Raw genomic sequence first — 4,635 nt, forward strand, 5'->3', positions numbered from 1 at the left:
CTTATCTCTTGACTCTATCGAAATATATTATGATCGGCTATTTCTTTCGCTTTCCGCGGACGAAACGCTAGCCTCCTCGTCTCAGCTGTCTATGACAGCTGACCCTGTGGGGTCTAGCTTGTTTCGTTTTTCCGCAGGAGTCTTCAGAAATAGCCGAACATGTTACTACTAAAATAATATGAAGAGATACGCAAACAGAAGCGAAATCTGTTGGAGTCTGAAAAGCCCACGGGAGTATGCTTTGTTGCTTGTATATTAAAAATCTGCGAAAGGATTTCTAATCAATCTCTCACGAGGGATTTCACATAATGATTAATATAATATCTCGGATTTTAACACTTCATGTGTCTCCGTATCAATCAATATGCGGAATGTGTGACTTTGTGTATCTGTGTCTTTTAGAAGGATTAATTCATAGCAAAGTCTTTGTTGAAGTGTTTCATTTTCCGTATAGGCCAGTCGTTCTTTTTCAATTGTCACCTGTTCAGTGAAATAATCATCCCATTTTATCGGAATTTGTTTTTGGTCAGGCAACGTTTCCTTTTGAATATATTCCATCGTGTTCACACCAAGAATTTCACCATCATCTTTCGCCAATTTCATTTGAATGGCATCAGCATAAATCCGAGCTTTATTTGTTGGATTCAACCTTACAAAAACAACATGCCAGACGAGATGATTTTCACGTGTTTCCACTAGTTCAACATCATCAAATCCAAATGACTTGACAGCTCTCTCAGCTTTTTCTTTGATTTGTTCTGGGGGAATGCGATCTTTTCCAATTGGACGTTCAATTAACAAAGATAGTAAATGTCCACCTTTTTTGGTGTAATCCGTGTAACCAGTTCGAATCCCTTCGTTAAATTGAATATGATAGAAAGGATATGCAGCTCCTTTTTTACTCGACGTGGTCACTAATTTTGCATTTTTAAACTTCGGAAACATTTCTTTCATCGTTTTTTCAACATATTGCTTTGTTACTGGTTTATCCACAATAGACTTTAACTCTTTTTTCTTAAGGTCGTCTGATTCACTTGCAGTTAAAGGGAAGTCACTTTCGGAATAACCTTTTACCGTACTGGATAAAGCTGTCCATTTTTTTGAAGGCTTCTCTGCTTTGACGTCTTTTTGCCACTTTTGGAAAGATTGTTGACTTGCTAGCAATTCCGTTGAGGCATTTTGCCATTCGTAGGAAAACTCATCCAAATTTTTCGCTACATTATTTGTCACTTTTAACCATTGCTCTTCAGGTACTTTATCCTCACTTCTTAGTTTTGCATAATCACCGAGGCGTCCGAGGTAATTCATCCATTCATTTGAAAAATCCCTATCGAGTGGTAGTGAAGCAATGTCGTCTTTTATTTCGGAAGATAGTCTCCAGATATCTTCAAGTGGTTCTGCTTGTGCGGCTTTGTCACTGAAGACGGTTGCACTTTGAATAGATTTTTGCAGCTCACTCATTTTTTCTGAAGCATCCGTCATTCGACTTGTATATTGATTCCGAAGGTTATTTTGCAAATCTTGTTCGTTTTGTTTGGAGTTATATAAAAATACACCCATAACAATCAAGGCAAGAGCTAATATACTTGATAAAATCTTCATGTCTTTCCTCCTCACTCACAGAATATATGTTTTCCTATTGTTTTGATTTGCGGACGAGACCAAATCCAATCACTTGTTGCAGTGTCTGGATTGAAATAATAAAGTGCATTTTCAGTAGGATCCCAACCATTTAATGCATCTAGTACAGCTTCTTTAGCGCGTGCATTTGGAGTCAACCATATTTGACCATCAGCAACTGCGGTAAATGCCCTAGGCTGAAAGATTACCCCACTTACAGTATTTGGAAACTTGGGATCTTCCACACGATTTAAAATTACTGCTGCAACAGCAACTTGCCCCTCGTATGGTTCTCCCCGTGATTCACCATAAACAGCATTGGCCATAAGCTGTAAATCTTGTTCAGAATATTTAGCTGGTAATTGTACCTGCTCAGGTTTTTTAGCTCCTTGATTCGTCCCTTTCTTAACCTGTTGTTCTAAAGGAATGTTGCCGTAGTGAGTAAATTGATTTCCTTTATTTATTTGATCTTTTACATACTTTTTATGATAGGTGGACTCTTTTGCTAGCCTCGATTTGGTTTTTTGCCCTGCCACACCGTCAACTGGCAAGCCAAACTTCTCTTGAAAATTACGTAGTGCCCAGTAAGTACCGTAGCCGAATTTTCCGTCTATCTTATTTTTGTAGAAACCGATATATTGTAATCGTGCTTGCAATTCTAATACATCATCTCCGTAAGCACCCATTTCAATCACTTGATCCGAAAAGGCTTCTGATTGCTGGGGTGCGCTGACCGATAATGTCAGCATACATAAAGTGATAAACCAAATTAACCATTTGTTTTTTCGCATACACATTCTCCTTTTTCTTAGAATGAGGAATCATGCGTTTTTTATACAAAAAAAAACCAATTTATTAAAATTGGTTTCACAAACTTTCACTTATATCTTCTTGTTTATTAAAATGTTGAACCGTTAATAAATGCGCTTTTTTTACTTTTGCTAAACATAACCACCATAAAAACAACATGAACGGAATCATGAAATACATGGAAATCGATTTAATTGATAGTATCCCGTTATAGACCATATGCAAGCACAAAGGTGCCAGCAAAGCGATAAACAAAAGAGGCTTGGAAGATTCACTTAAAGCAAATTTTGCACGTCCCAGATAATATCCCATTACCACTCCAAAAATAGCATGACTTGAAACCGGCAATAACGCTCGCAAAAAAGCGGTATCCAATCCGAAAGTAAATATGTAAAGAATATTTTCAACCGTAGCAAAACCAAGTGATACACTAGCACCGTATAATATCCCGTCATACGGGTCATCAAATTCAACGTGCTGATAAATGGCCATAACCAAAACGAGCCACTTAAAAAACTCCTCTAATAAACTGGTGAATAATACGTTACGTATAAACATTGATTGAAAAATATGTTCAACTTCAAACACATGTTGTATGAAGAGAATAGGAAACGTTAAAATAGCACCATAGATAAATGTATGAAACAATGTACGAGAAGGCTCTGATGAAATTTGGTTACGCAAATAAAAATAACTGAATAACGCAAGCCCTGGAGCGATTGCGACAGATAATAATAGTATCAAGTTGCTCTCGCCTCCCTTTTATTGGTTTAATTATATCATTCTTATGTCAGTTGTTGGATGGATGGAGGTAGTAAGAAATGAAAAAAATAATTGTTATTCATACTGGTGGAACGATTTCCATGCATGTTCAAGATGAATCTGGGGCGGTAGTTCCTGGCGATTCCAATCCGTTAACTGCTGAAATCGATAAATTGAAGGAATATGCCGATATTCATGAAATTGAAGCATTTAATTACCCATCACCACATATGACCCCGACAGAAATGTTAAAACTGAAACAAATTATTGATCTGCAATCGACAGAAAATCATGTAGATGGCTTCGTCATTACACATGGGACAGATACTCTGGAAGAAACAGCTTATTTTCTGGATCTCACTGTAAAAAGCAATATTCCTATTATCTTGACAGGTGCAATGCGTTCTTCAAATGAAATTGGTGCAGATGGCGTTTATAATCTGTTATCAGCAGTACGGGTAGCGATTACTGCAGACGCAATTGGCAAAGGAGTTCTGGTTGTTATGAATGATGAAATCCATACAGCCCAAAACGTAACAAAAACATCAACATATGATTTTGTAAAGATACTTTTATAATCACACAATAGGTCGTTAGTGTTTTTTAAATGAATTCTTTCTTATTTAACTAAAGAAAATTTACAGTTACTTTTACATCATACAGCTCTGTCCGTTCCCAAATTACAGAATCAATGATTTTTTTATAGATTGAATTCATTGTTTTAGAGTCCTTAGTGTAGGATATTTGATTATGGAAATCATCAATTTTCTTAATTCTTTCCTCATTTGAAATTTGAGAAATGCTCTTCAGTTGTATTGTCTTTTGTTTAACTTCAGTCTCAATATTAAAAATTTCAATTTGCCTACTTTTAGTGTTTTCTTTCATCTTTTCAGCAGTATAAATTTCTTCTTCGTATGCTTTTTCAATTCTAGCTATTGCTTTTCTGTGAATAGCAATTTGTTTATACAATTCTTCGATATCCTCCAACAGTTTGCTCTTCTCAAGTTCATTAGAATGATTTGAATCCATACTTATAAGATTATTTTTGATTGCACTTAATGACTTAAAAATCGCATCATTGACTATATCAATATCTCCCCCTTTACATTGATTGCAATTGTTGCATTTTTTGATAAATAACTTGTCCTTCTCTTTTTGTAGTGTCAGTGTTTTTGAGCAACTAAAACATTTAATTAGTCCTGTTAACGCATTAACTCCACTTTTATTATGTCGAGTCTTATTGCTCATCAACCTTAAGATTTCATTATGCTCTTCTAGTGTCTTTATTGCTTGATGACAATTTTCCATTGTAACCCATTCATCTCTACTTTTTTGTTTAAATGGCTTCTTAGTCGTCGATTTAGTTTGTGATGTTCGAACCCCTTCTGATTTGTTATAAATAATGTGACCTAGATAAACTTCGCTTTTTAAGAGATTTCTTAC

At 35.6% G+C, this 4,635-nt stretch carries 4 protein-coding genes and 1 pseudogene; 1 reads left to right on the forward strand and 4 read right to left on the reverse strand.

The genetic code is table 11. From position 1 onward, the window contains the following. Positions 1-312: 312 nt before the first annotated feature. The 3 genes from AC1DSL_RS15975 to prsW form a co-directional block, all read right to left on the reverse strand. Complete coding sequence (locus AC1DSL_RS15975; RefSeq protein WP_477532942.1) at positions 313-1,602, reverse strand: PepSY1/2 domain-containing protein; 1,290 nt, start codon at positions 1,600-1,602, stop codon at positions 313-315. A gap of 11 nt (positions 1,603-1,613) precedes the next feature. Then, complete coding sequence (gene sleB / locus AC1DSL_RS15980; RefSeq protein WP_016427432.1) at positions 1,614-2,411, reverse strand: spore cortex-lytic enzyme; 798 nt, start codon at positions 2,409-2,411, stop codon at positions 1,614-1,616. A 76-nt stretch (positions 2,412-2,487) separates the two neighbouring features. Further along, entirely contained in the window at positions 2,488-3,174 is a 687-nt protein-coding gene (gene prsW, locus AC1DSL_RS15985; protein WP_016427433.1) for a glutamic-type intramembrane protease PrsW, read from the reverse strand. A 77-nt stretch (positions 3,175-3,251) separates the two neighbouring features. On the opposite strand from prsW, the pseudogene AC1DSL_RS15990 reads away from it, so the two are divergent. Beyond that, positions 3,252-3,743 (forward strand): annotated as a pseudogene (locus AC1DSL_RS15990) (asparaginase); the annotation flags it as partial. Between the two features lie 76 nt (positions 3,744-3,819). Here the strand turns inward: AC1DSL_RS15990 and AC1DSL_RS15995 are convergent. Continuing rightward, positions 3,820-4,635, reverse strand: an 816-nt coding sequence (locus AC1DSL_RS15995; RefSeq protein WP_477532943.1) for a recombinase family protein, incomplete at its 5' end; no start/stop codon positions are given.

Source organism: Paenisporosarcina sp. P4_D4 (genome assembly GCF_056401835.1).